Origin of the sequence: Micromonospora sp. NPDC047812 (assembly GCF_040704175.1) — a bacterium.
GTDB lineage: Bacteria > Actinomycetota > Actinomycetes > Mycobacteriales > Micromonosporaceae > Micromonospora.
In genome coordinates this window covers 1,224,679-1,248,346 of record NZ_JBEYRY010000002.1, presented here as the reverse complement: position 1 = coordinate 1,248,346, position 23,668 = coordinate 1,224,679, and the positions used below count along the sequence as shown (strand labels likewise).

The 23,668-nt window shown below is 72.4% G+C and carries 21 protein-coding genes and 1 tRNA gene; 14 read left to right on the top strand and 8 right to left on the bottom strand.

What is annotated here, in order from left to right; translation table 11 throughout:
* The first annotated feature begins 244 nt into the window (after positions 1-244).
* From AB0883_RS13635 to AB0883_RS13625, 3 genes are all read left to right on the top strand, one after another.
* Positions 245-1,126 (top strand): helix-turn-helix transcriptional regulator, encoded by an 882-nt coding sequence (locus AB0883_RS13635; protein WP_366641454.1) that lies wholly within the window; start codon positions 245-247, stop codon positions 1,124-1,126.
* Positions 1,096-1,317 (top strand): DUF397 domain-containing protein, encoded by a 222-nt coding sequence (locus AB0883_RS13630; RefSeq protein WP_121397338.1) that lies wholly within the window; start codon positions 1,096-1,098, stop codon positions 1,315-1,317. Before AB0883_RS13635 ends, AB0883_RS13630 begins: the two co-directional genes overlap by 31 nt.
* Positions 1,318-1,517: 200 nt before the next feature.
* Positions 1,518-1,925 (top strand): hypothetical protein, encoded by a 408-nt coding sequence (locus AB0883_RS13625; RefSeq protein ID WP_121397337.1) that lies wholly within the window; start codon positions 1,518-1,520, stop codon positions 1,923-1,925.
* On the opposite strand, the gene AB0883_RS13620 is transcribed toward AB0883_RS13625, so the two are convergent.
* Positions 1,893-2,492, bottom strand: coding sequence for a hypothetical protein (locus tag AB0883_RS13620; protein ID WP_366641453.1), 600 nt, complete (start codon positions 2,490-2,492; stop codon positions 1,893-1,895). The genes AB0883_RS13625 and AB0883_RS13620 overlap by 33 nt on opposite strands.
* A gap of 217 nt (positions 2,493-2,709) precedes the next feature.
* Here AB0883_RS13620 and AB0883_RS13615 point away from each other — a divergent pair, with 217 nt between their 5' ends.
* A complete protein-coding gene (locus AB0883_RS13615) occupies positions 2,710-4,572 on the top strand; it encodes a S8 family serine peptidase (RefSeq protein ID WP_366641452.1) in 1,863 nt (620 codons plus the stop codon).
* A 72-nt stretch (positions 4,573-4,644) separates the two neighbouring features.
* Here the strand turns inward: AB0883_RS13615 and AB0883_RS13610 are convergent, their stop codons facing one another.
* The 3 genes from AB0883_RS13610 to AB0883_RS13600 all read right to left on the bottom strand — a co-directional run bounded on the left by AB0883_RS13610 (position 4,645) and on the right by AB0883_RS13600 (position 6,715).
* Positions 4,645-5,451, bottom strand: a complete 807-nt coding sequence (locus tag AB0883_RS13610; protein WP_121399152.1) for a WecB/TagA/CpsF family glycosyltransferase — start codon at positions 5,449-5,451, stop codon at positions 4,645-4,647.
* Entirely contained in the window at positions 5,448-6,563 is a 1,116-nt protein-coding gene (locus AB0883_RS13605; RefSeq protein WP_366641451.1) for an NAD-dependent epimerase/dehydratase family protein, read from the bottom strand. Before AB0883_RS13605 ends, AB0883_RS13610 begins: the two co-directional genes overlap by 4 nt.
* A 66-nt stretch (positions 6,564-6,629) precedes the next feature.
* A tRNA-Leu gene (locus AB0883_RS13600) sits at positions 6,630-6,715 on the bottom strand.
* Positions 6,716-6,941: 226 nt separating this feature from the next.
* Between AB0883_RS13600 and AB0883_RS13595 the strand changes: the two genes are divergently transcribed.
* From AB0883_RS13595 to AB0883_RS13560, 8 genes are all read left to right on the top strand, one after another.
* On the top strand, positions 6,942-7,730 hold the full coding sequence (locus AB0883_RS13595; RefSeq protein WP_088996759.1) for a DUF3662 and FHA domain-containing protein: 789 nt from the start codon (positions 6,942-6,944) through the stop codon (positions 7,728-7,730).
* A gap of 6 nt (positions 7,731-7,736) precedes the next feature.
* On the top strand, positions 7,737-8,222 hold the full coding sequence (locus AB0883_RS13590) for an FHA domain-containing protein (protein WP_121397334.1): 486 nt from the start codon (positions 7,737-7,739) through the stop codon (positions 8,220-8,222).
* Positions 8,219-9,661 (top strand): PP2C family serine/threonine-protein phosphatase, encoded by a 1,443-nt coding sequence (locus AB0883_RS13585; RefSeq protein ID WP_366641450.1) that lies wholly within the window; start codon positions 8,219-8,221, stop codon positions 9,659-9,661. Before AB0883_RS13590 ends, AB0883_RS13585 begins: the two co-directional genes overlap by 4 nt.
* Positions 9,662-9,797: 136 nt before the next feature.
* Positions 9,798-11,177 (top strand): FtsW/RodA/SpoVE family cell cycle protein, encoded by a 1,380-nt coding sequence (locus AB0883_RS13580; protein ID WP_366641736.1) that lies wholly within the window; start codon positions 9,798-9,800, stop codon positions 11,175-11,177.
* Entirely contained in the window at positions 11,174-12,679 is a 1,506-nt protein-coding gene (locus AB0883_RS13575; RefSeq protein ID WP_366641449.1) for a penicillin-binding transpeptidase domain-containing protein, read from the top strand. The genes AB0883_RS13580 and AB0883_RS13575 overlap by 4 nt, the downstream gene beginning before the upstream one ends.
* Position 12,680: 1 nt before the next feature.
* Positions 12,681-14,081 carry a protein kinase gene (locus tag AB0883_RS13570; protein WP_366641448.1) on the top strand — a complete coding sequence of 467 codons (1,401 nt, stop codon included), beginning with the start codon at positions 12,681-12,683 and terminating at the stop codon, positions 14,079-14,081.
* Entirely contained in the window at positions 14,078-15,883 is a 1,806-nt protein-coding gene (gene pknB / locus AB0883_RS13565) for a Stk1 family PASTA domain-containing Ser/Thr kinase (protein WP_366641447.1), read from the top strand. The genes AB0883_RS13570 and pknB overlap by 4 nt, the downstream gene beginning before the upstream one ends.
* Positions 15,884-16,040: 157 nt before the next feature.
* A complete protein-coding gene (locus tag AB0883_RS13560) occupies positions 16,041-16,712 on the top strand; it encodes an ElyC/SanA/YdcF family protein (protein ID WP_366641446.1) in 672 nt (223 codons plus the stop codon).
* Between the two features lie 96 nt (positions 16,713-16,808).
* Here the strand turns inward: AB0883_RS13560 and AB0883_RS13555 are convergent, their stop codons facing one another.
* From AB0883_RS13555 to AB0883_RS13540, 4 genes are read right to left on the bottom strand one after another with little or no spacing between them, the layout of a single operon-like run.
* Positions 16,809-17,459: an aminodeoxychorismate/anthranilate synthase component II gene (locus AB0883_RS13555; RefSeq protein WP_366641445.1), complete on the bottom strand. Its 651-nt coding sequence runs from the start codon at positions 17,457-17,459 to the stop codon at positions 16,809-16,811.
* A gap of 7 nt (positions 17,460-17,466) precedes the next feature.
* A complete protein-coding gene (locus AB0883_RS13550; protein ID WP_366641444.1) occupies positions 17,467-17,745 on the bottom strand; it encodes a hypothetical protein in 279 nt (92 codons plus the stop codon).
* Between the two features lie 2 nt (positions 17,746-17,747).
* Positions 17,748-19,793 carry a class E sortase gene (locus AB0883_RS13545; RefSeq protein ID WP_366641443.1) on the bottom strand — a complete coding sequence of 682 codons (2,046 nt, stop codon included), beginning with the start codon at positions 19,791-19,793 and terminating at the stop codon, positions 17,748-17,750.
* Positions 19,790-20,596: a DUF881 domain-containing protein gene (locus tag AB0883_RS13540; protein ID WP_366641442.1), complete on the bottom strand. Its 807-nt coding sequence runs from the start codon at positions 20,594-20,596 to the stop codon at positions 19,790-19,792. The genes AB0883_RS13545 and AB0883_RS13540 overlap by 4 nt, the downstream gene beginning before the upstream one ends.
* A 226-nt stretch (positions 20,597-20,822) precedes the next feature.
* Between AB0883_RS13540 and AB0883_RS13535 the strand changes: the two genes are divergently transcribed.
* Positions 20,823-21,086, top strand: a complete 264-nt coding sequence (locus tag AB0883_RS13535) for a cell division protein CrgA (RefSeq protein WP_121397325.1) — start codon at positions 20,823-20,825, stop codon at positions 21,084-21,086.
* Between the two features lie 357 nt (positions 21,087-21,443).
* Positions 21,444-23,645, top strand: coding sequence for a (Fe-S)-binding protein (locus AB0883_RS13530; protein WP_366641735.1), 2,202 nt, complete (start codon positions 21,444-21,446; stop codon positions 23,643-23,645).
* The last annotated feature ends 23 nt before the right edge of the window (positions 23,646-23,668 follow it).

Here is a 23,668-nt window from a genome sequence, read left to right as displayed (position 1 = left end):
TTTGCCGATACGTGAGCGGCTAGTGCAAAGCAGCGCTTGAAGCCGTTCACGTATGCCCGGCACACTGGGAGCCGGTTTCGCCGTCGCGGCCGGCCGATGACCGGCACCACCCCACGCCGCGAACGACGCCCGCCGTACGACGGTCGCGCCCCTGGCGGGTGACGACAATGGCGCACGGTGAGGCGGAGGTGGACCGGATGAGGCCTGACAGGCGGTGGTCCCGACCAGCGGGCGGGGTCGTGTCGTGAGCGAGCGGCGCAGCCCCACCATCCGGCGGCGTCGCCTCGGCGCCGAACTGCGCCGGCAGCGGGAGACGGCCGGTATCACCATAGAGGCGGTCGCCGAGCAGTTGGAGTGCTCGGCGTCGAAGGTCTCGCGCATCGAGACCGGCCACACCACGGCGACGCCACGCGACGTGCGGGACATGCTGCGGATCTACGGCGTGGTGGGTGCCGAGAGCGACGAGCTGGTGCAGATCGCCCGGGAGGCGCGGCAGAAGGGCTGGTGGCACCCCTACAGCACGGTGCTGGTCGGCGCGTACGTCGGGCTGGAGGCGGCGGCCAGTTCGATCCGGGCGTACGAGCAGCAGGTGGTGCCCGGGCTGCTGGAGACGGAGGATTACGCGGGCGCGATGATCCGGGCCGCCCGGCCCGACTTCACTCCCGAACAGGTGCGGCAACGGGTGCGTGTCCGTCTGGGCCGTCAGTCGTTGTTGACGCAGGATGATCCGGTCGATCTGTGGGTGGTGCTCGATGAGGCGGTGGTAAGCCGTCCGGTGGGCGGGGACGAGGTAATGCGTGACCAGCTCAAACGCCTGGTCGAGGTGGCGGAACTGCCGAACGTGACGCTCCAGATCCTGCCTTTCACGGTGGGGGCGCACGCCGGCATGGACGGCACCTTCACGATCCTCAGCTTCCCTGAGCCCGGTGATCCGGATGTCGTGTACGCGGAGAATGCCACGGGTGGGCTCTTCCTGGAGAAGAGTGACGAACTGCAGAAGTACAGCTTCATCTTCGATCACGTCCGAGCGGCGGCCATACGTCCAGAGGAGTCCATCGCACACATCGCGAAACTGGCAGAGGAGCCGTTGTGGAAATGGCGACCAATGGGTTCCCCGTGGACCTGACGCAGGCGACGTGGTTCAAGAGCTCGAAGAGCGGGCCGAACTGTGACAACTGCGTGGAGGTGGCGTACGTGACGGGGGCGGTCGGCGTGCGGGACTCGAAGGACAAGACGGGCCCGGCCCTGGTCTTCGCCCCGGGTGGCTGGCACGCCTTCGTCGCCGGCGCCAGGGGCGGTGTGTTCGACAAGGGCTGACGGACCGGGATGTGAGGCGATGCCCCCGTCCGGCGACGAAGCCGGGCGGGGGCATCGCCGTGCCCGCGTCCGGGCCGGCCGCGAAGACGTCCCGCCGTCGGCGTCGCCACATCGGGTCCCGTGTCGTTGTACCCCTCGGTACGGCGCTGGTCGACAACCCGCCGCAGGGATCGGCAACCGAGCGAGGCAGGGCGAGACGGATGACGACGATCGGGTCAGACAACCTCACCAACGGGCCGGGGAAGCCGGAACGGTTCGGGGGCAAGTACCGGGGGGCACGGCGGGACACCGTCCTCACGGAGGTGGTGTCGACCGACACCGAGATGGGTGGCCGGGAGAGCCCGGCGGCCCCGCCGGAGCAGCCCGGCCCGCCGCTCTCCCTGCCCTCGCTGGACCCCAACCCGCTGACCGAGCCGTCGTTCCCGCCCGGCAACTGGTCGGTGGAACCGACCGAGTCGCTGGTCGACCACCCGCTGCTGCGCGGGCTGCTGATGGAGTTGCCGCCGAAGGGCAGCGTCCCGCCGCCCGGCTGGCTCGACCGCTGGTTCGAGGCGACCCGGGCGATCCTGGAACTGCTATACGTGCAGGGGCCCGGCCGCTCGCGGTGACGCGGGCCGCGCCGGTACGGCCCGCTCGACGAGCCGGCTGTGCCGCAGGGCGTGGCGTACGCCGATGGCGGCGACGCCCAGCACGCCCACGGTGACCGCCGGGCCGGCCACGCCGGGCCCGGAGAGCAGTTCGGGGGCGCTCGCCGCGGCCACCGCGGGCAGGATCGCCAGCCCGGTTACCTGCACCGGGAGACCGATCAGCGGGTGCGCGGCGGAGGCCCGCAGGCCGTGCGGCGCCGGGGTGCCCGGGGCCGACGAGAGGGCGCCCGCGCCCGCCCGCAGCCGACGTACCCGGCGTACCGTGCAGGCCGCGACCACGAGCGCGGGGGCGGCGGCGAGGGTGAGACCGGCGGCCGCCCGGTCCGCCGGGGTCGCGCCGGCGCTGGAGAGCCCCGCGGCCAGCACGGCGGCCGTCAGGCCCAGGCCGGTCAGCGTCAGGGCGAGCACCCATCCGGTACGCCGGCGCAGGGCCCGGGCGTGGTCCAGCCGGGGCAGCCCGTCCGCGAGCCAGCCGGCGACGAGCCAGACGGCGGCCAGCGACAGCAGCACGGTCAGGTGAATCTCCATGACGGACAGCCTTGCCCGTTCTCGACGATCGTGAATCCGGGCAGGTCCCGGGTTCGCCCCGCAGCCGCCTCCCCTAGGGGCCATCTCCCCGGTGTTATGGGGAAGTCGACATGTTTGAATTCCCGATTGCGCCGCCCTACCCTCAGCTTGATCGGCATTCATCGATTCACTCGTCTCGAACAGTTGGACGGTCGGTGCCGGTCGGAGGGAGTAGAAGATGGGTCTTCCACGCAGGTCCGTACTCGTCGGGGTGGCCGCTCTGGCCATGGTGGCCACCGCCACGCCCGCCATGGCCGCCGAACCGGTGGGCACGATCCGCGCCGCGGGCGGCGCCACGGCCGTGGCCGACAGCTACATCGTCGTCTTCAAGGACAGCTCGGTCGCCCGCAGCAGCGTCGGTGACACCGCGCAGCGGCTGGTCGGCCGGCACGGCGGCGCGGTCGCCCGCACCTACGGCGCCGCCCTGCGCGGCTTCGAGGCCCGGGTCGACGCCAGGGCCGCCGCCCGCATCGCCGCGGACCCCGCCGTGGCGTACGTCGAGCAGAACCACACGGTGTCCATCAGCGGCACCCAGACCAACCCGCCCTCCTGGGGCCTGGACCGGATCGACCAGCGGGCCCTGCCGCTGGACAGCTCCTACACGTACCCGAACACGGCGAGCAACGTGCACGCCTACATCATCGACACCGGCATCCGGTTCAGCCACAGCGACTTCGGCGGGCGGGCCGTCTCCGGCTACGACGCCGTCGACGGCGGCTCGGCCGACGACTGCAACGGGCACGGCACGCACGTCGCCGGCACCGTCGGCGGTTCGGCGTACGGCGTGGCCAAGGGCGTCCAGCTGGTCGGCGTGCGGGTGCTGAACTGCCAGGGCAGCGGTACGAACGCCGGCGTCATCGGCGGCGTCGACTGGGTGACCGCCAACGCGGTCAAGCCCGCCGTGGCCAACATGAGCCTCGGCGGCGGCGCGAACGCCTCGCTCGACACCGCCGTGCGCAACTCCATCAACTCCGGCGTGAGCTACGGCCTGGCGGCCGGCAACGACTCCGGCGGCAACGCCTGCAACACCTCGCCCGCCCGGACCGCCGAGGGCATCACCGTCGGCTCGACGACCAACACCGACGCCCGGTCCTCGTTCTCCAACATCGGCACCTGCCTGGACATCTTCGCGCCCGGCTCGTCGATCACCTCGGCGTGGCACACCAACGACACCTCGACGAACACGATCAGCGGCACCTCGATGGCGACGCCGCACGTGGTCGGCGCCGCGGCGCTGGTGGCCAGCGCCAACCCGACCTGGACGCCGCAGCAGGTCCGCGACTACCTGGTGAACAACGCCACCAGCAACGTGGTGACCAACCCGGGCACCGGCTCGCCCAACAAGCTGCTCTACGTCGTCAACGGCGACACCCCGCCGCCGACCGACGACTTCTCGGTCTCGGTCTCGCCGACCTCGGGCTCGACCGCGCCGGGCGGCTCGGTGACCGCCACGGTCGGCACCGCCACCACCAACGGCTCCGCCCAGTCGGTGAGCCTCTCGGCCAGCGGGCTGCCGTCCGGGGCGATCGCCTCGTTCAGCCCGGCCACCGTCACCTCGGGCGGTTCCTCGACGCTGACCATCAGCACCTCGGCGAGCACGCCGCCCGGCACCTACTCCGTGACCGTGACGGGCACCGCGGCCTCGGGCAGCAGGACCGCCACCTACTCGCTGACGGTCACCGGCACCGGTGGCGGCTGCTCCGGCACCAACGGCACCGACGTCGCGATCCCGGACACGGGCGTCACGGCCAGCAGCTCGATCGTGATCTCCGGCTGTGCCCGTAACGCCTCGTCGGCCTCCACCGTCGCGGTGAACATCGTGCACACCTACCGTGGCGACGTCGTCATCGACCTGGTCGCCCCGGACGGCTCGTCCTACCGGCTGAAGAACAGCAGCTTCTTCGACGGCGCGGACAACATCAACGCCACCTACACGGCGAACCTGTCGAGCGAGGCGGCGAACGGCACCTGGCAGCTGCGGGTGCGGGACGTCTACACGGGCGACACCGGCTACCTGAACACCTGGACCCTCACCCTCTGACGGAGTGACGACAGGGGCCCCTTCCCACCACCTCGTGCGTGGGAAGGGGCCCCTCTCGACGTCTGTCGGTAATCAGACGGCGAAGGTCGCCGGTCGCTCCGTGGCCGGGGCCGGCGGCCGAGCCTTCCACAGCCCCGTCTTCTGCCCGGCGAGCCGGGTCAGGTAGGCCGGGTTGAGGATCACGTAGCGTCGCCAGAGCCGCTTCGGCTCCAGGCCGAGGCGCCAGAACCACTCCAGGCCGGCCCGCTGCATCCACGGCGGCGGCTGGCGCAGCAGCCCGGCGTGGTAGTCGAAGGCCGCCCCGACCGCCATCATCGGCATGTCCAGCAGCGGCCGCATGGCGTACGTGAAGACCTCCTGGCGCGGGCAGCCCAGCCCGACCAGCACGAGCCGGGCGCCGCTGGACCGGATCCGGTCGGCGATCTCCACGTCCTCGCCCGGCTGCACCGCCCGGAACTTGGACGGCTCCACGCCGGCGATCTTCAGCGCCGGGAACATCCGCTCCAGCGCCGGGATCAGCCTGGCCAGGGTCTCCTCGGTCGACCCGTAAAGGTAGACCGGCAGCCCCTCGTCGGCGAACCGGGAGAGCACGTGCAGGGTCAGGGTCGGGCCGTAGACCCGGTCGGTGAGCCCCGCGCCGTGCAGCAGGTTGAGCGCCCAGCGCACCGGCTGGCCGTCGGGGGTGACCACGTCGAAGGAGTTCAGCCGGGCGTTGTGCGCCGGGTCGAGCACCCCGGTCATCACGCCGTGCACGGCCAGCGCCGTCAGCGCCAGCGGGCGGCGCTCCTGAGCGGCCGCCACCACCTGCTCGGTCGCCGCCGCGTAGTCGGTGGCGTCGACCAGGACCCCGAGGACGTTCCGCTTGCCCTTGCCGGTCATGCGCCCGGCACCCACTTGTCCACGTTGGCCTCGTGGATCTCCCGCATGATCATGGGCACGTCGTAGACCTGCTTCCACTCGGGGTAGTCGGCCTGGAAGGCCTCGTTCGAGCCGATCCACCACTTGTGGTCGCCGATCCGGTTGGCCTCGACGTACTCGGTGATCATCTCCTGGCCGGTGATCTGCTCGGCGAGCGCGAACGCCTCCCGGTTGGAGGTGTTCGAGTGCCGGCCGCCGCCGAGGTTGTAGACCGCCGCCGAGCGCGGGTTGCGGAAGAACGCCTCGAACGCGGAGACCACGTCCGAGCTGTGGATGGCGTCGCGGACCTGCTTGCCCTGGTAGCCGAAGATCTTGTAGGTGCGGCGCTCCATGTTGGCGCGCATCACGTAGCCGAGGAAGCCGTGCAGCTCCGTCGCGGAGTGCGCCGGGCCGGTCAGCGTCCCGCCCCGGAAGCAGGCCGTACGCATGCCGAAGTAGCGGCCGTACTCCTGCACCATGACGTCGGCCGCGACCTTCGAGGCGCCGAAGATCGAGTGCAGGCAGGCGTCGATGGACATGTCCTCACGGATGCCCTGCTCGTACGGGTGCCCCGGCTCGATCTCCCAGCGGGACTCCAGCTCGACCAGCGGCAGGCTGTTCGGCCGGTCGCCGTAGACCTTGTTGGTGGAGCAGTGGATGACCGGCGCCTCGACGCAGTGCTCGCGCACGTTCTGCAGGACGTTGAGCGTGCCGGCGGCGTTCACGTCGAAGTCCGTGAACGGGTCGCGCACCGCCCAGTCGTGCGACGGCTGGGCGGCGGTGTGGATCACCACGGCGACGTCGGTGCCGTACCGCTTGAACAGCTTGGCCAGCGCGGCCCGGTCGCGGATGTCGATGCTGTGGTGCGAGTACGCGGACCCCAGCTCGTCGGTCAGCCGGCGGACGTTCCACGCGGTGGACGCCTCCGCGCCGAAGAACTCCTGCCGCATGTCGTTGTCGATGCCGACGACCTCGAGACCGAGGCCGGCGAAGTGCCGGACCGCCTCGGAGCCGATAAGACCGCCCGACCCGGTCACGAACGCGACACTCACACGCCACTCCTGGTCCATCGGAGGCAGAAACCATCGGAGCATAGCGTGACGTACGGCACGCCCCGATACGGCGCGAGGGCCCCGCATCGCTGCGGAGCCCTCGCGTATTGGTGGGGAAGGGGGGAGTTGAACCCCCACGCCCTTTCGGGCACACGGACCTGAACCGTGCGCGTCTGCCATTCCGCCACTTCCCCGTGGCCTGACCTCGAACACTGTAGTCTGTGCCGGACCTGCTGTCTCCAGCGGGCCCCGGACATCCTAGCCGGTCCGTGGTCGTTGCGACGATCGGTTACCGTCCGAGGAGCGGTTACCGTTCGTGGCGGACGAAAGAGTAGCACGGCAGTATCGGCCCGTCCGAACGGGCCGCCGTCAGACGGCCGAGCGGCGTGTGAGCTGCGCGCGCGCCGGCCGGATACCATCATGTCCTCGGGACCCGAGGAGGAGCCGGTGAGCGTGCTGCAACGCTTCGAGAAGCGTCTGGAAGGCCTGGTCGAGGGGGCCTTCGCCAAGGTCTTCAAAGGGGTGGTCCACCCCGTGGAGATCCTCAACGCCATGCAGCGGGAGGCCGAGGCGCACAAGGCGATCCTGGCCGGTGGGCGCACGCTGGTGCCCAACCGCTACGTGATCGATCTCTCGCCCTACGACCACAGTCGTCTGGCGCCGTACGCCGCCGCGCTGGCCCAGGAACTGGCCCAGTCGCAGGCGGAGTTCATCGGCGAGCAGGCCTGGACGGTCTACGGCGACGTGATCGTCGAGATCGAACGCGGCGAGGGGCTGGACACGGGGATGTTCCGGGTCACCGCCGAGGTCTACACCGGCGGCGAGGTCGCCCCGGTCTCGGCGCCGGGCTACGACGCGGGCCCGCCCGCCTACCCGGCGTACGACCAGGGCGGCGGCTACGGTCCTCCGCCCGGCCACGGCGGCGGCCGCAACGTGCGGCTGGTCTCCGGCGACGGGCGCACCTACCCCCTCCAGATGGGCTCGACCGTGATCGGCCGCGGCGACCAGGCCAACCTGCGCCTGCCCGACGTCGGGATCTCGCGGCGACACGCCCGGCTGGACTTCGACGGCGGTCAGGTCGTGCTGACCGACCTCGGGTCGACCAACGGCACCATGGTCAACGGCCAGCGGGTCTCCGCCGTCGCCCTCAACCCCGGCGACATGATCCAGCTCGGCACCACGACGCTGACCTTCCGCGTGGACGGCTGACCCGCCTTGCCGGAACTGGTCATCACCGTCGCCCGGTTCGGGTTCCTCATCCTGCTGTGGATCTTCGTGTTCACCGTGGTCGGTGTGATCCGCCGGGACCTCTTCGCGGGCGCCCGGTCGGGCCGGCTGGTGGCCGCCCCCCGGGCCGTCGGCGCCTCGCTCGGGCAGGCGGCGAAGCCGACGAAGGCGAAGCGGGGCAGGGCGGCGCACCAGCTCGTGGTGACCGCCGGTCAGCTGGCGGGGACCCGGATCACCCTCGGCGAAGCGCAGATCACCATCGGCCGGGCGGAGGATTCCACCCTCGTCATCACCGACGACTACGCCTCGGCGCGGCACGCCCGACTGGTGCCGCGTGACGGCCAGTGGTTCGTCGAGGACCTCGGCTCGACTAACGGCACCTACCTGGATCGCGCTAAGGTCACCGGACCAACCCCCGTCCCCCTCGGCGTGCCGATCCGGATCGGCCGCACTTCTCTCGAATTACGGCCATGACTCTGACCCTGCGCTATGCGGCCCACAGCGACCGCGGTCTGATCCGAGACGGTAATCAGGATTCCGTCTACGCCGGGCCGCGGCTTCTCGCCGTCGCCGACGGCATGGGCGGCATGGCCGCCGGTGACGTCGCCAGCAACATCGTCATCGGTGCCATGGCGCCGCTCGACGAGGACGTCCCCGGTGACGCCCTCGTCGACGCGTTGCGTTCGGCCGTGGGCACCGCCAACCAGCAGCTCCGCGACACCGTGGACGCCAACCCCCAGCTGGAGGGGATGGGCACCACGCTCACCGCGACCCTCTTCTCCGGCAGCAAGCTGGGCATGGTCCACATCGGTGACTCGCGGGCCTACCTCCTGCGCAACGGCGAGTTCGCGCAGATCACCAAGGACGACACGTACGTCCAGATGCTCGTCGACGAGGGCCGCATCAGCGCCGAGGAGGCGAGCAGCCACCCCCAGCGCTCGCTGCTCACCCGGGCGCTCGACGGCCGCGACATCGACCCGGAATACAGCGTCCGCCAGGTGCTCCCCGGCGACCGCTACCTGATCTGCAGCGACGGCCTCTCGGGTGTCGTCAGCGCCGACACCATCGGCGAGACCATGCGCGAGTACACCGACCCGCAGCAGTGCGTCGAGCGGCTGGTGCAGCTCGCCCTGCGCGGCGGTGGGCCGGACAACATCACGGTGATCATCGCGGACGCCACCGACCAGGACATCGTCGAGGCGAGCCCGATCGTCGGCGGCGCCGCCGCCCGGGACCGGGGCATGGCGACCTCCGCCGACGTGTCCACGCCGGCCGCCCGCGCGTCCGCCCTCTCCGCGCCCCGCCCGCCCGTTCCCGAGGAGCCGGCGGCCGGTGCCGACGACGAGTCGGAGCGCCCGCGGCGTCGGCCGGTACGGGCCGCCGCGATCTCGGTGGCGTTGCTCGTGCTCGTCGGCGGCGCGGTCTTCGGCGGCTGGAGCTACACCCAGCGGCAGTACTACGTCGGCGCGACCGAGAACGGTCAGGTCGCGGTGTTCCGGGGCATCCAGGGCGAGATCGCCGGCATGGACCTGTCGACGGTGCACTCCACCAGCCCGGCGGACCTGGAGGACCTGACGCTGGCCGCCCAGGAGCAGGTCAAGCAGGGCATCCCGGCCAAGAGCGAGCCCGACGCCGAGCGTCGACTGGCCGAGCTGACCAGCGACGACCCGATGAACCCGAACCTGAAGCCCATCTGCCCGCCGAGCCCGAGTCCGAGCGCCGTGGCCGCCACCACCGCCCCGACGCCGACCACCGCCCCGGTGTCGCCCGCTCCGACCGTCAGCGCGAGTGCGAGCGCCCCGGTCAGCGGCCGGCCGAGCACGCCGGCCGCGCCGACCACCACGCCCGACGCCCCGCCCTCCGACACCGACTCGCCGGCGCTCGACCCCGCCGCGTGCCGGTCGCCGGAGTAGGCGCGGCTCGATCCGAGGACGTTCCGTGACCGCAGCGGCCATTCCGGCATCCTCGCCCGCCACCACGGGCGAGCAGCCCGGCGTACGCCTGGCCCGGTCCCGGCGCAACGCCGAGCTGTCGTTGCTGCTGGTCGCCATGGTGCTGGTGGCCGCGTACGGGGCGATGGTCGAGGCGAAGGTGCTCGACACCGTCACGGCCGACTTCTGGATGCCGGCCGCCGCGCTCACCGCCGTGTTCCTCGGCCTGCACCTGGTGATCCGGTTCCTGGCGCCCTTCGCCGACCCGGCACTGCTGCCGGCGGTCGCCCTGCTCAACGGGATCGGGGTCGGCTTCCTGCGCCGGCTCGACCTGGGCAGCGCGGCGCCCGCCGAGCGGGAGGACCTGGCCATCTTCGCCGGCACGGGGGGCCGGCAGCTGGCCTGGACGCTCGCCTCGGTCGTCCTCGCCGCCGGCCTGCTCGCCCTCATGCGCGACCACCGCTCGGTGTCCCGCTACGCGTACACGCTGGGGCTGGCCGGCATCGTGCTGGTGATGATCCCGGCGGTGCTGCCCAGCCGGTTCTCCGAGATCAACGGCGCGAAGCTGTGGGTCCGGGTCGGGGGCTTCTCCATCCAGCCGGGTGAGTTCGCCAAGCTGGCCCTGCTGGTCTTCTTCGCCTACTACCTGGTGCGCAAGCGCGAGGTGCTGTCGCTGGCGAGCCGCCGGTTCCTCGGCATCGACTTCCCGCGCGGGCGAGACCTCGGCCCGGTCGTCGCGGTCTGGCTGGTCAGCGTCCTGGTCCTCGTCTTCGAGAAGGACCTGGGCACCTCGCTGCTCTACTTCGGCATGTTCGTGGTGACGCTCTACATCGCCACCGAACGGGTCAGTTGGCTGCTCATCGGTCTGGTGCTCTTCTTCGGCGGCGTCTACCTGGCGTACGTGCTCGGCGACGTGGTCGGCGGGCCGTTCGCCAACTTCTACCTGCGCGCGCAGATCTGGCTGGACCCGTTCGCCGACCCCTACAACGACGGCTACCAGCTGGTGCAGGGGCTGCTCGCGCTCGGCACCGGTGGCCTCTTCGGCGCCGGCCCCGGTGGCGGCCAGCCGGGCCTGCTGCCCGAGGTGCAGAACGACTTCATCTTCGCCGGCATCGGCGAGGAGATCGGCCTCTTCGGCCTCTCCGCGCTGCTCGTGGTCTACCTGCTGATCGTCGAGCGGGGGCTGCGGGCGGCGCTGGCGGTCCGGGACTCGTTCGGCAAGCTGCTGGCCGGCGGGCTGGCCTTCACCCTCGGGCTCCAGGTCTTCGTGATCGTCGGCGGGATCAGCAAGCTCATCCCGCTGACCGGCCAGACCACCCCGTTCCTCTCCGCCGGCGGTTCCTCGCTGATGGCGAACTGGCTGCTCATCGCGGCACTGCTCCGGATCTCCGACGGGGCCCGTCGCCCCGTCGCCGGCGGTGGCGGCAAGGCGGCCCGCCCGTCCGGCGGCCCGCCGGAGCAGCTGCACGGTGCCCCCACGGAGGTGATCAGGCCGTGAACGCACCCCTGCGCCGCGTCGGCGTCGTCGTCATGGTTCTCTTCGGTCTGCTCTTCGCGAACCTGAACTGGATCCAGGCCTACAAGGCCGACGAGTACCGCACCAGCGACTACAACGGTCGGGTCCAGGTCGCCGAGTACGAGCGCCGGCGCGGCAACATCGAGGCCGGCGGCACCGCCTTCGCGCTCAGCAAGGAGACCGACGGCGAGCTGAAGTTCCAGCGCGCCTACCCGGGCGGGGCGAGGTACGCGCACGTGCTCGGCTACAAGCCGGTCAACCTCGCCGAGACCGGCATCGAGAAGCTCGAGAACGACTTCCTGGCCGGCACCAGCGACCAGCTCATCGCCAACCGGGTCAGGGACATGTTCACCGGTGACCAGTCCGGCGGCGGCAACGTGCTGCTCACGGTCTCCAAGGGCGCCCAGAACACCGCGTTCGAGCAGTTGCGCAACAACCGGGTCGACGCCGCCAAGGGCGCGGCGATCGCCGTCGACCCGCGTACCGGGGCGGTGCAGGCGCTGGTCTCGATGCCCAGCTTCGACCCCAACCCGCTGGTCAGCCACAACACCAACGAGGCCACGGCCGCGTACAACAAGCTGGAGCAGGACCCGGAGGGCCCGCTGAAGAACCGGGCCCTCGGCGAGGTGCTGCCCCCGGGCTCCACCTTCAAGATCGTGGTTGCCGCCGCGGCGCTGGAGAACGGCGTCGGTCAGCAGACGAGGATCCCGGCCGGGCCCAGCTGGACCCCGCCGACCTCGGGCACGCCGATCCGCAACGCGGCCCCGTCGATCTGCCCCGAGGACGCGGTGACCCTGATCAACGCGGTGACCGAGTCGTGCAACACGGGCTTCGCGCAGCTCGGCGTGCGGCTCGGCCCCGACAAGATCAAGGAGAAGGCCCGGCAGTTCGGCTTCGAGCAGGAGGACCTCACCGTCGGCCACCTCAACGAGGGCGGCCACCCGGTGGCGGCGAGCCGGACCGGCAGCATGCAGAACGCCGACGGCGGGGCCGACCCGGCCGCGCTGGCCCAGTCCTCCATCGGGCAGCGCGACGTGCGGATGACCCCGCTCCAGGGCGCCATGATCGCCGCGTCGGTCGCCAACGGCGGCAGCCAGATGCGGCCGTACCTGGTCCGCCAACTGCTTGGCCCGGACCGCACCACCAGCCACTACACCGCCAAGCCGAAGGAACTGCGGCAGCCGGTCAGCGGCCAGGTCGCCAGCGACCTGCGCGACATGATGGTCAGCGTGGTCGAGAACGGTTCCGGCACGAACGCGCAGCTCAGGGGCTACACGGTCGGCGGCAAGACCGGCACCGCCCAGTCCGCGCCGGACCGGCCCGACCACGGCTGGTTCATCGGCTTCGCCCTGGACAAGAACGGCACGCCGGTCTCCGCGGTCTGCGTCGTGCTGGAGCAGGCGGGCCCCGGCGGCAGCGCCGAGGCGGCCCGGATCGCGGGGCAGATCATGCGCGCCGCCATCGCCGACCCGGGGGGCCGCTGACATGCTCAGCCCCGGGGTGCAGCTCGGTAACCGCTACCGCCTGGACGAGCGGATCGCCAGCGGCGGCATGGGCGACGTCTGGCGCGGCACCGACCAGGTGCTCGGCCGTACGGTCGCCGTCAAGAGCCTGCTTCCCGCGCTGCTCGACGACCCCGACTTCGCCGAGCGCTTCCGGGGCGAGGCCCGCACCATGGCCACGATCAACCACCCCGGTGTGGTCGACGTCTACGACTTCGGCAACGACCAGCAGATCGCCTTCCTGGTGATGGAGTACGTCGAGGGCGACGCCCTGTCGGCCACGCTGGCCCGGGTCGGCCGGCTCACCCCGGCCCGCACGATGGCGCTCGTCGCCCAGGCCGCCGACGCGCTGCACGCGGCGCACGTGAAGGGCATCGTGCACCGGGACGTGAAGCCCGGCAACCTGCTGGTCCGCCCCAACGGCACCCTGGTGCTCACCGACTTCGGCATCGCCCGCTCGGAGCTGGTCGCCCAGCTCACCGCGGCCGGATCGGTGCTCGGCACCGCCTCGTACATCTCCCCGGAGCAGGCCACCGGCGGCGTCGCCACGCCCGCGTCCGACGTCTACGCGCTCGGGGTGGTGGCCTACCAGTGCCTCGCCGGCCGGCGCCCCTTCGAGGGCGACAACCCCCTCGACATCGCCATGCGGCACGTGCGGGAGACGCCCCGTCCGCTGCCGGCCGACATCCCGCCGCAGGTGCGGGCGGTGGTCGAGCGGGCCCTTGCGAAGGACCCGGCCGCACGGTGGCCGAGCGCCGCCACGCTGGCGGGGGTGGCCCGTCAGCTCAAGGCCCAGCTCTCCCAGCAGGCCCGGGCCGCCGGTCAGCCCATCTCCGCCGCCCCGGCGTCGCCGGCTGCCCCGCCCGGCCGCGCCCAGGTGCCGCCGCCGCGTCCGCCGGTGTCGCCCCACCGGCCGCCGAACGTCGCCGCGCAGCCGCCGCGTCCACCCATGGCGGCGCAACGGCCGCCCGTGGCGAACCCCCGGCCGGCCGCCGCGCCGCACCGCCCCAGCACGGTCGCGCCCCGCCCGCAGATGGCGCCGAACGGCTACCCGCGCGGCGCGGCGCCCGTGCCGCAGGCCCGCCCGATGTCGTACGCGGGACACGCCGTCCCGCCGGCGCACCAGCCGGGCGGGCAGCGGTCCCGGCCCGGGATGGTGTTCCTCGCCATCCTCGTGGCCGTACTGGTCCTCGTCTGCTCCGGCGTGATTTCCTACAGCGTGCGGGAAGGCACGAAGTCGAGCGCGGTCACTCCGCCGACGGTGACGTCCGGCGCGCTGTGGCCCGACGGACGCGACGATCCGACCGGAACGTCGTACCGTCGACAGGAACTGCCCCGGTCGGGCAGCGACGAGACGACGAGCGAAGGACGACAGACGCGATGACAGCGCAGGCCCGCCTGCTCGGTGGCAGGTACCAGGTCGGCGAGCTGCTCGGCTACGGCGGTATGGCCGAGGTGCACCGCGGTCGCGATCTCCGGCTCGGTCGGGACGTCGCGATCAAGATGCTCCGCACCGACCTGGCCCGGGACGCCACCTTCCAGATGCGGTTCCGCAGGGAGGCGCAGAACGCCGCGTCCCTCAACCACCCGGCGATCGTCGCCGTCTACGACACCGGCGAGGAGACCGCGCCCACCGGCGAGACCCTGCCGTTCATCGTCATGGAGTTCGTCAACGGGCGGACCCTCAAGGAGGTGCTGGGCGTCGAGGGGCGGCTCCAGCCGCGCCGGGCGCTGGAGATCTGCGCCGACATGTGCGCGGCCCTGGAGTTCAGCCACCGGCACGGCATCATCCACCGCGACATCAAGCCCGGCAACGTGATGCTCACCCAGACCGGCCAGGTCAAGGTGATGGACTTCGGCATCGCGCGGGCGTTGGCCAGCGGCGCCACCACCATGACCCAGACCAGCGCGGTCATCGGTACGGCGCAGTACCTCTCGCCGGAGCAGGCGCGCGGCGAGGCGGTCGACGCCCGCTCCGACGTCTACGCCGCCGGCTGCGTGCTGTTCGAGCTGGTCTGCGGGCATCCCCCGTTCGTCGGCGACAGCCCGGTCAGCGTGGCCTACCAGCACGTACGCGAGACGCCTCCGACCCCGAGCGACATCAACCCGGACGTCAACCCGGCCGTCGACGCGATCGTGCTCAAGGCGCTGTCGAAGAACCCCCTCAACCGCTACCAGAGCGCCGGCGAGATGCGTGCCGACCTGCTCCGCGCGGCCGCCGGCCGCCCGGTGATGGCGACCCCGGTGCTGCCGCAGGAGGAGACGGCGCAGCTCGCCCCGGCCGCGGGCGGCTACGCGGGCACCCCCGGCGCCCCTCAGACCCGGCAGATGCCGGCCCGGGTCGGCGACCCGCGCCGGCGCAAGGCGTCCTCCTGGCTGATCGCGACGTTCGCCGCGGTGGGCGTCCTCGCGGTGATCGCCCTCGCCGCCGCCCTGCTGAGCCAGCGCGACGGCGACGACCGGGCCACGGTCCCCACGGTGACCGGCCTGACCCAGCAGGAGGCGTTCGCCCGGATCGAGCAGGCCAACCTGGTGCCCAAGGAGGGCGATCCGGTCTTCGGCACCTGCCAGAAGGGCCAGGTGGTCAACCAGGCCCCGCCCGCCAACTCCCCGCTGGAGCCCAACCGGGAGGTCGTCGTCCGGGTCTGCGGCGGCGTGGAGATGAAGGCCATCCCGTCGGACCTCGTCGGCTCCACCTACGAGAGCGCGAAGAAGCGGCTGGAGGCGGCCGGCTTCAAGGTGGACAAGAAGGAGAAGGACGACGCCGAGAAGGAGGGCATCGTCCTCTCGGTGTCGCCCGATGAGGGCAAGCAGGTCGCCGCAGAGAGCACGGTCGTCCTCACCGTCTCCAGGGGCAACGTCGGCAAGGTGCCCAACGTGGTCGGCGACAGCGAGGACGACGCCAAGGAGGAGCTGGACGAGGCGGGCTACCGGATCAACGTCAAGCGGGGCCGCGAGGTGCCGCCGGACGAGGCCGGCCAGGTCACCTCGCAGGACCCGCCGGCCGAGAGTAATCTCGCCAGGGGCAGGACCGTGACGATCGTGGTCACCGTGCCGCAGGCCGAGCCGACGCCCACCGACTCGGGAAGCCCGACGCCCAGCACCACGCCGACCACCCCCGGTGACGGCGGCGGTGGGGGCTTCCCGCTGCCGACCACTCCGCCGATCCGGCTGCCCGAGCGCTGACGCGCTCGTGAGCGCGGAGGACCCGGCCGGGCAGCGCCCTGCGGATGCCGCCGGGCAGGGTCCTGTCGATGCCGCCGGGCGGCGTCCCTCTGTTGCCGTCGTTCGGCGCCCTCGGGTTGTCGGCGACGACGACGATCGGCCGGCGACAGGCGCGGCGGTGCGGACGAACCGGTGGCGGCGACGCCTGGTCCGCGCGGCGGTCCTGGGCCTGGTGGCGCTGCTCCTGGCCAGCCTCCCCTGGCTCTGGACGACGACCGCCGCCCGCGGCCACCTCTACGGCGAGGCCGACGCGCCGGCCGCCGACGTCGTGATCGTCCTGGGCACCGCCGTGGCGGCGGACGGCCGTCAACCGGGTGACCGGCTCACCGGCCGCCTGGAGACCGCCGCCGCGCTGGTGACCAGCGGGCGGGCCCGGGTCGTCCTCGTGTCGGGCGACGGGGGCGGCGCGTCAGGCGACGAGACGGCGGCGATGACCGCCCACCTGACCGAGCGGCTCGGCGTCAACGCGCGCCGAGTGGTGGCGGACCCGTACGGCCTGGACACCTACGACACCTGCGCCCGGGCGCGCGACGTGTACGGCGTCGAACGCGCCCTGATCGTGACCCAGTCCTACCACCTGTCCCGCGCGGTGACGCTGTGCCGGCACCTCGGCCTCGACGTCGACGGGGTGGCCGCCCGCTGCCCCGGCTGCGGGCGCGCCCTGCTCGTCGGCAAGGCCGTCCGGGACTACTTCGCCAGCGGCAAGGCGGCATGGGACGCGGTCCGGGGCAGGCCGCCCGCGGTCAGCTCGCCCGCGGACCCGGCGGTCCAGGACGCCCTGAAGAGCTGACCGTGCGGTGGGCGGGCGCAGGACTTCGGCAGGTCGGTGACCATGCCGACCCCGGCATTCCGTGACGAGTACCGACGGTCCGGCCCGCGCGGCCTGTCAGGCGGTGGCGAAGGCGGCGCGGCGGCGCGCGTCCACCTCGGCGGCCAGCGCCGGGGCGCGCTCCAGCGCCTCCGGGTGGCCGCAGGCGGCGAGCCAGTTCGCCAGCATCAGGTGACCGCCCTCGGTCAGCACCGACTCCGGGTGGAACTGGACGCCCTCGATCGGCAGCGTACGGTGCCGCATCGCCATCACCACCCCGGAACCCGTCCAGCCGGTGACCTCCAGCTCATCGGGCAGCGTCTCGGGCAGCACGGCGAGCGAGTGGTAGCGGGTGGCGGTGAACGGGTCCGGCAGGCCGGCGAGCACCCCGACGTCGCGGTGGCGGACCTCGGAGGTCTTGCCGTGCAGCAGCTCGGGGGCGCGGGCCACGGTGGCGCCGAAGGCCTCGCCGATCGCCTGGTGGCCCAGGCAGACGCCGAAGATCGGCAGCTCGCCCGCGTACGCACGGACGACGTCGAGGCAGATGCCGGCGCGGTCGGGGCTGCCGGGGCCGGGCGAGAGCAGGACGCCGGCCGCGCCGACCCTGCCCACCTCGGCGACCTCGATCTCGTCGTTGCGCCGGACCTCGCAGTCCACGCCGAGCTGGCCGAGGTACTGCACCAGGTTGAAGACGAACGAGTCGTAGTTGTCGATCACCAGGACACGCATCAGGGGTTCACTCGTCCGGGGAGGGAGGCGGGGTGTTGTTCTCGTCGGTGTCGTACGGCAGCTCGTGCTCGTCGCCGGGCGGGGCGTCCTCGCCGCCCGGCACCGGGTCGCCGCCGGGGTCGCCGGAATCCTGGGTGACCTGCACGTCGTCGAAGGGCAGCAGGGGCTCGGCCCACGGGAACACCACGTACCAGAGCAGGGCCACCATCGCGCTGGTGATCAGCAGGCTGCCGACGAGCTTGCCGGGCAGCCCGAAGGGAAGCTTGCGCCAGATCCAGCCGTACACCGTCAGGCCCCCAGTTCCGCCGGGCGCCCCGCCGACTTCGGCTGGCTGCGTGCCAGCTCGGCGTGGATGATCAGGCGTTGGTAGTTGTCGAACTTCGGGTTGCAGGTGGTCAGGGTGAGCATCGACTTGGTCGGCTTCTGCCCGGGCTTGCCCGGCACGGGCGCCACGACCTCGACCTGGGTGGGCTTCACGATCCGGCTCTGGGTCACCTTGTAGACGTGCCAGTCGGTCTTGCCCTCCACCACGATGGCGTCCCCGTCGTTCAGCTCGTCGAGCCGCCAGAAGGTGGCCCGGTTGCGGTGCCCGGCGACGGAGAAGTTGCCGACCTGGCCCGGCAGGGCGCTGGAGGGGTAGTGGCCCGGCGCGTACCGGATGTCCTTCTGGGTGACGCCCTCGACGACGACCCAGTTCTTGTCGAGCTTGGGGATGTGGAGACCGGCGATGGGCTTGCCCTGCACGGGCGGCTTCGGCTTGGTGGAGGCGCTGGCCGACGGCGCCACCGTCGGGTCGCCCTCGGGACCCCACGCCTGCGCCAGTTGCTGGCTGAGGTCGTTCTGGTGGGCGTCGACGATCGCCGACTTGCCCCAGACCTCGTAGCCGGCGAAGAGCAGCACCACCAGGCCGAAGGTGATCAGCAGTTCGCCGCTGACCCGGATGCCGGTACGCAGCCGGGAGCCCAGCGACGGCCGGGTGAGCTCCGAGTAGACGCTCTTGTAGCCCTCGCCGGTCTGCTCCGGGCGGAGCTGGACCACCCGCTCGCCCCGGCGTGGCCGAGGCTGCTCGGCGGGAGCGTCCGAGCCCCCCGGCTCGTCCGTCTTCGGAGGACGCGGTACCGCGCCCATCAGGGCGGTCGCCTCGACGAGTGCGGCCGGGGCGGTCGGCGTACGCCCGGAGACGGCCGGGATCAGGGCGGTGGCCCCGGGATCGACGTCGCATCCCGGGCCGGCCGGGGAGACCGGGGCCGACGGGCCGGTGGCCGACGCGCCCACCTTGGGGATGAAGGCGGTCGGCGCGTCGGCAGCCGGCCTGCCTTCCCGGGCGGCGGCCCGATCGACCGGCGGACGGACCGGGTGCTCGCCGACGGGACCGGCGGCTGCGGTCGCGCCCGGCAGCCGGAGGTCGTCGGACGGCGAGGCGGGGTGCGGTGGGGCGGCCGGCCGGACCGGGCCGGCACCGGGCCACGGCGGCGACCCGCCGGCACCGGGCCGGGCGGACGGACCGGAGTCTGCCGGGCCGGGGTGGCGGAGTTCGGCGGGGCCCGGCGGATCGAAGCCCACAGGGCCGGCCCGGCGGGAGTCACCGGCTCCACGCCGGTCGAAGTCGGCGGCCCGGGAACGGTCGGCGTCAGCGGGCCGGGAACGGTCGAAGTCGGCCGGGCCGGCGTTGCGGAGTTCGGCGGGTCCGGGACGGTCGAAGTCAGCGGGCCGGTCGAAGCCCGAGGTCGCCGGGCGGTCGAGGTCGCCGGACGGACGCCGGTCGAAGTCGGACCCCTGCCGGTCAAAGTCCGACCGGTGTCGGTCGAAGTCGGACCCGTGCCGGTCGAAGTCGACGGGCCTCGGACGGCCGAAATCCGTGGGCTCCTCGCGGCCGGGACCGGCGGGGCCGGGGCGGCCGGGGTCGGCGGAGCCGGGGCGTTCGAAGCTGGCGGGCCAGGGGCGGCCGAAGTCCGGCTGGCCGGGACGGCCGGGCTCGGTGGGCCGGGCCGGGCCGCCGGCAGGGCGGGCCTGGTCGGCGCGCGACGGGAAATGGCCGGGGTTCGGGGGACGGCCGGGCTCCGGCGTCGGGCGGGCGGGGTCGGGCACGGCGCGCGACCACCCGGCGGAGGGGCCGGCGGGCGTGCGACCGTCGCCGGCGGTCGGGTCGGGCCCGTGCGTCGGACGGGGAGCCGGGGAGCGGGGCGGGAGCGTGGGTTCCGGCCAGGCGCCGGCGGGGCGGGCCGGGGCCGGCCCCGGCCGGTCGACCCTGGGCAGGAAGGCGGTCGGGCCGTCGCCCTCGTCGCGGTGACGGCCGTCGCGGTCCTCGGGCCGGTCGTCCGGGGGGCGGTTCACCGGGGCACCGTCGCCGAGCGCAGCGTGGTCGAGTCCTCGAACGCCGGCACGGTCACCGTGGAGACGGTCTCCTTGTAACCGAGCTTGTAGTCGTCGACCAGGTCCCTGAACAACCGGACTCCCTGTGAGTCGGCGAGGGCCTGCCGTAGGGCAGTCGGATCGCCGATTGCTACGATCTTGAATGGTGGGGAGTACACCCGGCCGTGCAGCAGCAGGGTGTTACCCACGCAGCGTACCGCGCTGGTCGACAGCACGCGGACGTTCATGATGGACATGGCCTCGGCACCACCTGCCCAGAGGGCGTTCACCACCGCCTGCACGTCCCCCTGGTGGACGACCAGGTCGTCGTTGGTGGCCCCGGCGGGCAGCGTGCCGTCGTTGCGCCGGGGCGCGTCGTCGAGCTCCACCGTCACCCCGGGCCCCGCGAGCGCGGTGAAGCCGGCGTCGTCGCGGCTGGCGGCGGCCCGGTCCTGCTGTTCCCTGATCGGGCCGTCGGAGCTGGCCAGGGCGCTCGTGCGGCCCTCGACCTCGTCGCGCAGGTCGGCCGCCCGCCGCTCGCTGGCCGCCACCTCCGCGCGCCGGTCCTCGATCAACTGGTTGAGCTGGGGTCGGCGGTCCTCGCGCAGGGCGGTGCCGCCGGCGGTGGTGGCCGTGGTGGTGAAGAGCAGCCCGGCCGCGGCGGCGATCAGCGGCACCCCGATCGACCAGCCCGGTCGTCGCTGCCGTGGGCGCCGAGGCAGCAGCCCGGCGACCGCCCGCCGGAGCACCTTCTGCCAGGAGGCCGCGCCGGATGTGTACTCCACCGAGCGTTCCTTCCCGTCGTCTGGTTCAGCCCGCGCAGGCGCGAGCCGCCGCGGCGACCCGAACAGTCCCGCCTTTTTCGGTCACTCCGTGCACTGGCCTCGCCCCATTCGTGGATTGGACGGGCCTTCGGGACTACGCTAGCTGTCGAACATTATTGGCCATGGACCGTCGCCCCCGCGCCCGGTTGTCAGGCCGGACGAGGTCGTAACCCCTCTGGAGAGCGTCGTGCCCAAGTCTCAGGTTCGCAAGAAGAAGGTGTACACCCCGCCGACGGACGTCCGTCCGACGGCGACGGCGGCGACGCGCAAGCCTAGCCCGGTGTGGCTCCCGGTCTCGGCGGTCGCCCTCATCGTTTTCGGCATCGGCTGGCTGGTGGTCTACTACCTCTCCGAGCAGGAGTACCCGGTCATGTCGTGGGGTTACTGGAACCTCGCGGTGGGCTTCGGCGCCATGGTCGCCTCACTGATCCTGCTCTCCCGCTGGCGCTGAGCGTCGCGCCCCGCCGCCGGCCCGGCGGCGGGGTGGCCGGGCGCGATCAGCACTGCCGTCGACGCTGTCCGGCCTGCGGGCCGGTGGCGTGGCAATCCATGTCACTCGGTGGAGCCCCTCCCCGGCGGTTGCGGTGCGTTCGCCCTAAGGTGTGCGCAGGGCGGCGCGGCCCGGTGCGAGATGACTCACGTTACTCCTGGGTAACCTTGCGCGTAGGCTGCACTGCATGACCGAGCGGAGCGAGGTCATCGACCGGTCCGGTCGAGGGTGCGGCGGCTGCGGTTCGCCGATCGTGCCCTGACCCGGGCCCCGGTCGCCGAGCCGCTCGACAGGCAGCAGACCGGGGAGGCCAACTCGATGGGCAGCGTCCAGATCGTCACCACGATCCTCGCGTTCGCCATCACCGCCGTGGCGGTGTGGCTTGCGGTACGCGCGGTCATGAAGATGGTGGCCGTCATCCGGCTGGGTCAGCCGGACCCGACCCGCTTCGGCGACAAGGGCACCCGCACGAAGACGATGCTGGCCGAGACCGCCGGCCACACCCGCATGCTCCGCTGGAGCGTGGTGGGTGCGGCGCACTGGTTCGTGATGGTCGGCTTCATCGTGCTGTCGCTGCTGGTGCTGGAGGCGTACTTCGAGGTCGTCTCCCCGACCGGCGGGCTGCCCCTGGTCGGCAACTGGGCGATCTACGGGCTGGTCACCGAGTGGCTCGCGATCCTGGGCCTCGTCAGCATCCTGGTGCTGATCGCGATCCGGCTCCGCAACCGGCCCACCCGGCCGGGCGGGAAGTCCCGGTTCACCGGCTCGACCATGTGGCAGGGCTACTTCGTCGAGGGCATCATCCTCGCCGTACTGATCATGGGCTTCGTCATCCGGGGCTTCAAGGTCGCCACCGACCACTTCGAGTACCCGGTCTGGGCCGCCCCGCTCAGCCACGCCGTCGGCGGGGTGCTGCCGAACTGGGAGGCCGGCGTCAGCATCGCCGCGCTCGTCAAGATCGCCATCTCGATGACCTGGCTCATCGTGATCGCGCTGAACGTCACCATGGGCGTCGCCTGGCACCGCTTCCTGGCCTTCTTCAACATCTTCTTCAAGCGCGACCCGGGCGCCAACGTCTCCGGCCTCGGCGCCCTGCGCCCGATGACGAGCCAGGGCAAGCCGCTGGACTTCGAGGAGGCCGACCCCGAGAAGGACCAGTTCGGCGTCGCCCAGGTCGAGCAGTTCACCTGGAAGGGCCTGCTGGACTTCAGCACCTGTACCGAGTGTGGCCGCTGCCAGTCGCAGTGCCCGGCCTGGAACACCGGCAAGCCGCTGTCGCCGAAGCTGCTGGTGCTCAGCCTGCGCGACCACGCGTACGCGAAGGCGCCGTACCTGCTGGCCGGCGGCGGCAAGGACCTGACCGGCGAGGAGAAGGCCACCGCCGCCCAGCTCGCCCACATGGACGTGCTGGCGCTGGCCGAGGCCGAGAAGCCGCTGATCGGCACCGCCGAGGAAGGCGGCATCATCGACCCGGACGTGCTCTGGTCCTGCACCACCTGCGGTGCCTGCGTCGAGCAGTGCCCCGTCGACATCGAGCACGTCGACCACATCGTCGACATGCGCCGCTACCAGGTGCTCATCGAGTCGAGCTTCCCGTCGGAGGCCGGCGTGATGCTGCGCAACCTGGAGAACAAGGGCAACCCGTGGGGTGCCCCGCAGAACACCCGCGAGGACTGGACCAAGGGCCTGGACTTCGAGGTGCCGCGGGTCGGCGAGGTCGACGACTTCGAGTACCTCTTCTGGGTCGGCTGCGCCGGCGCCTTCGAGGACCGGGCCAAGAAGACCACCCGGGCGGTCGCCACGCTGCTCAACGAGGCGGGCGTGAAGTTCGCGATCCTCGGCGAGGGCGAGACCTGTTCCGGCGACCCGGCCCGCCGCATCGGCAACGAGTTCGTCTTCCAGATGCTCGCCCAGCAGAACGTCGAGACCCTCAACGAGGCGTTCGAGGGCCGGGAGAAGAGCAAGCGGAAGATCGTCGCCACCTGCCCGCACTGCTTCAACACCCTCGGCAACGAGTACGGCCAGCTCGGCGGCGAGTTCGAGGTGGTCCACCACACCCAGCTCCTGGCGCACCTGGTATCCACCGGCAAGCTCACCCCGGTGCAGCCGGTCGACGGCGGCGTCACCTACCACGACCCCTGCTACCTGGGCCGGCACAACCGGGTCTTCGCCCCGCCGCGCGAGGTGCTCGGCACGGCCATCTCCGGCGAGCTCACCGAGATGCCCCGCAACAGCGAGCGCTCCTTCTGCTGCGGCGCCGGCGGCGCCCGGATGTGGATGGAGGAGAAGATCGGCAAGCGGATCAACGTGGACCGGGTCGAGGAGGCCATGTCCACCGGGGCGAAGACGGTCGCCGTCGGCTGCCCGTTCTGCTCGACGATGCTCAACGACGGGGTGAACGGCAAGGGCGCCGGGGAGCAGGTCGAGGTCGTCGACGTGGCCAGCGTGCTGCTCCGGTCGGTCAAGCCCGAGCAGGCGCCGGGCGGCACCGACACCGAGCGGTTGCCGGTCGCCGGCTGACGCGTACCCCTGCGACGCCCGAC

Coding starts and splice junctions, on each gene's coding strand:
- AB0883_RS13530 (WP_366641735.1), top strand. CDS start 21,444: ATGGGCAGCGTCCAGATCGTCACCACGATCCTCGCGTTCGCCATCACC.
- AB0883_RS13585 (WP_366641450.1), top strand. CDS start 8,219: ATGACTCTGACCCTGCGCTATGCGGCCCACAGCGACCGCGGTCTGATC.
- pknB (WP_366641447.1), top strand. CDS start 14,078: ATGACAGCGCAGGCCCGCCTGCTCGGTGGCAGGTACCAGGTCGGCGAG.
- AB0883_RS13620 (WP_366641453.1), bottom strand. CDS start 2,492: ATGGAGATTCACCTGACCGTGCTGCTGTCGCTGGCCGCCGTCTGGCTC.
- AB0883_RS13595 (WP_088996759.1), top strand. CDS start 6,942: ATGTCCTCGGGACCCGAGGAGGAGCCGGTGAGCGTGCTGCAACGCTTC.
- AB0883_RS13555 (WP_366641445.1), bottom strand. CDS start 17,459: ATGCGTGTCCTGGTGATCGACAACTACGACTCGTTCGTCTTCAACCTG.
- AB0883_RS13625 (WP_121397337.1), top strand. CDS start 1,518: ATGACGACGATCGGGTCAGACAACCTCACCAACGGGCCGGGGAAGCCG.
- AB0883_RS13580 (WP_366641736.1), top strand. CDS start 9,798: ATGGTGCTGGTGGCCGCGTACGGGGCGATGGTCGAGGCGAAGGTGCTC.
- AB0883_RS13610 (WP_121399152.1), bottom strand. CDS start 5,451: ATGACCGGCAAGGGCAAGCGGAACGTCCTCGGGGTCCTGGTCGACGCC.
- AB0883_RS13630 (WP_121397338.1), top strand. CDS start 1,096: ATGGCGACCAATGGGTTCCCCGTGGACCTGACGCAGGCGACGTGGTTC.
- AB0883_RS13570 (WP_366641448.1), top strand. CDS start 12,681: ATGCTCAGCCCCGGGGTGCAGCTCGGTAACCGCTACCGCCTGGACGAG.
- AB0883_RS13615 (WP_366641452.1), top strand. CDS start 2,710: ATGGGTCTTCCACGCAGGTCCGTACTCGTCGGGGTGGCCGCTCTGGCC.
- AB0883_RS13605 (WP_366641451.1), bottom strand. CDS start 6,563: ATGCTCCGATGGTTTCTGCCTCCGATGGACCAGGAGTGGCGTGTGAGT.